Origin of the sequence: Roseateles sp., assembly GCF_031397715.1 — a bacterium.
GTDB lineage: Bacteria > Pseudomonadota > Gammaproteobacteria > Burkholderiales > Burkholderiaceae_C > Paucibacter_A.
Genome location: NZ_JANNMI010000211.1, coordinates 1 through 2456 on the forward strand (window position 1 = coordinate 1; position 2456 = coordinate 2456).

Annotated in this window: 2 protein-coding genes and 1 pseudogene; all 3 read left to right on the top strand. The window is 65.4% G+C overall.

Going from position 1 to position 2456, the window contains the following annotated elements; translation table 11 throughout:
* A partial coding sequence (locus tag RMO57_RS09270) for a PLP-dependent aminotransferase family protein (protein WP_310385960.1) occupies window positions 1-1174 on the top strand: 1174 nt, incomplete at its 5' end.
* Between the two features lie 2 nt (window positions 1175-1176).
* On the top strand, window positions 1177-2028 hold the full coding sequence (locus RMO57_RS09275; RefSeq protein WP_310385961.1) for a PhzF family phenazine biosynthesis protein: 852 nt from the start codon (window positions 1177-1179) through the stop codon (window positions 2026-2028).
* 103 nt (window positions 2029-2131) lie between these two features.
* Window positions 2132-2456 (top strand): annotated as a pseudogene (locus tag RMO57_RS09280) (hypothetical protein); the annotation flags it as partial.

The following is a 2456-nucleotide window of genomic DNA, read 5'->3' on the forward strand; positions in this document are numbered from 1 at the left end:
GCGCATGAACCCCTCGATCATTCGAGAAATCCTCAAGGTCACCGAGAAGCCCGGTATCTTGTCGATGGCGGGTGGCCTGCCGTCGGCGGACACCTTCCCGGTTGCGGAGCTGAAAGCCGCCTGCGACAAGGTCTTGAGCGAGAACCCCAGCGAAGCGCTGCAATACGCCGCCAGCGAGGGCTTTGCGCCGCTGCGCGAGTGGGTGGCGCAGCGGGTGCAGAGTCTGGGCATGCAGGTTTCGCCCGACCAGGTGTTGATCACCAGCGGCTCCCAGCAGGGACTTGATCTGGTGGGCAAGATCCTGTGCGACGCCGGCGCGCCGGTAGCCGTCGAGACCCCCACCTATCTGGGGGCGCTGCAGGCCTTCACGCCCTACGAGCCGATCTTCACCAGCCTGGATAGCGACGAGCAGGGCGTCGACCCGGCCGCCATCGCCCGATTGCCGCATGATGCGCCGGGCACGCGTTTCGCCTATCTCTTGCCCAATTATCAAAACCCGACCGGCCGTGTGATGAGCCTGGAGCGGCGCCAAGCAGCGGTCGCTGCGGCCAAGGCGGCCGGCGTGCCCATCGTTGAAGACAACCCTTATGGCGACCTCTGGTTCGATGAGCCGCCACTGCCTTCGCTGGCCTCAATGTGGCCCGAGGGTGTGATCTATCTGGGCTCCTTCAGCAAGGTTTTGACGCCGGGCTTCCGCCTCGGTTTCATGATTGCGCCGCCGGAGCTTTACCCCAAGCTCTTGCAGGCCAAGCAGGCGGCCGATTTGCACACGCCGGGCTTCAATCAGCGCGTGGTCTACGAAGTGGTGCGCAACGGTTTCCTGGACGAGCATGTGCCCAAGATCCGCGCACGCTACAAGGCCAACCGCGACGCGATGGCCGAGGGGCTCAAGCAACATCTGCCGCCGGGCTGCGAATGGCAGACCCCGCAGGGCGGCATGTTCTTCTGGATCCGCTTGCCCGAGGGCTTGAACGCGATGGAACTGTTGCCGCTGGCGGTGGACGCCGGCATCGCCTTTGTGCCGGGTGCGGCGTTTTACGCCCATACGCCCGACCCGCGCGCGATGCGTTTGTCGTTTGTGACCTTGACGCCGCCGCAGATCGATGAGGGCGTTGCCATCCTGGGCCGGGTCTTGCGCGCCGCGCTGGACGATGGCGCAGAAGCCACCCCATGAGTTTGCAGACGAGGCGTTTCGCCCAGGTTGATGTGTTCACCGCCATGCCCTTGCTGGGCAACCCCTTGGCCGTGGTCATCGATGCCGAGGGCTTGAGCGATGCGGCGATGGCCAGCTTTGCGCGCTGGACCAATTTGTCGGAGACGACATTTTTGTTGCCGCCGACCGAGCCGGCTGCCGATTACCGCGTGCGTATCTTTACGCCCGCTGGCGAGTTGTCGTTTGCCGGCCATCCGACGCTTGGCTCCGCGCATTGCTGGCTGGCAGCCGGCGGCACGCCTAAGCGCAAGGGTGAGTTGCTGCAGCAATGCGGCATCGGCCTGGTGCGCATCAAGCGGGTGGTCGAGCGCAGTGGGAAAGAGCGGCTCGCTTTTGCCGCGCCGCCGCTGCGCCGTGGTGGGCCGGTAGCGCCCGACTTGCACGCGCAGGTTGTGCGCTCGCTGCGCTTGGCCGCCGAGGACGTGCTGGATGTGGTGTGGGTAGATAACGGCCCGCCCTGGATTGCCGCCCGACTGAAAAGTGCCGAAGCGGTCTTGGCCTTGGCACCGGATTTCAAGGCCATGGCCGGTATCGAATTGGGCGTCATCGGCGCCTACCCGAGCGGCTCCAAGCAGCAGTTCGAGGTACGCGCTTTTGTGCCCGGCATGGGTGTGCCCGAGGACCCCGTCACCGGCAGCCTCAATGCGGGCTTGGCCCTGTGGATGCTGGAAGCTGGCCTGTGCAGTGACAGCTATGTGGTGGCGCAAGGAAAGATGCTGGGGCGTGCCGGGCGCATCCACGTTCAGCGCAGCGGTGTCGACGTTTGGATCGGCGGCGACGTAACGCCGATGATCAGCGGTGAGGTGCGGCTGTGAGTTTGCGGCTTGACCGCTTGCATGCACCGTTAGGTCTTGTTTCCCTGCCTTGGATGACTTGAGGGATCCCGAGCGATGACAGCGCCTACCGAGGAGCTGTTTCGTGACGACGCCACCCTGCGCGAACGCAGCTGTTTTGCTGCGCAGTGATGAGCGCGGCTTGCTCTTGGACCGGACGGTGTTCTATCCCTTGGGCGGCGTTCAAGCCGGCGATGCGGGCGAGCTGCGCTTGGCCGATGGCCGGGTCATCAACATCGCCGATACCCGCAAAGGCAAGGGTGAGGGCGCGCAAGGGGAGATCCTGCACCTGCCGGCGCCCGGCCAGGATGGGCTGCGCGCTGGTTTGCGGGCGGGCGGCGTCATGCGGACTCCGAGACAGCGGGCTGCCCACGGGTCTTCCACATCGATACCAGCACACCACCGGCGAT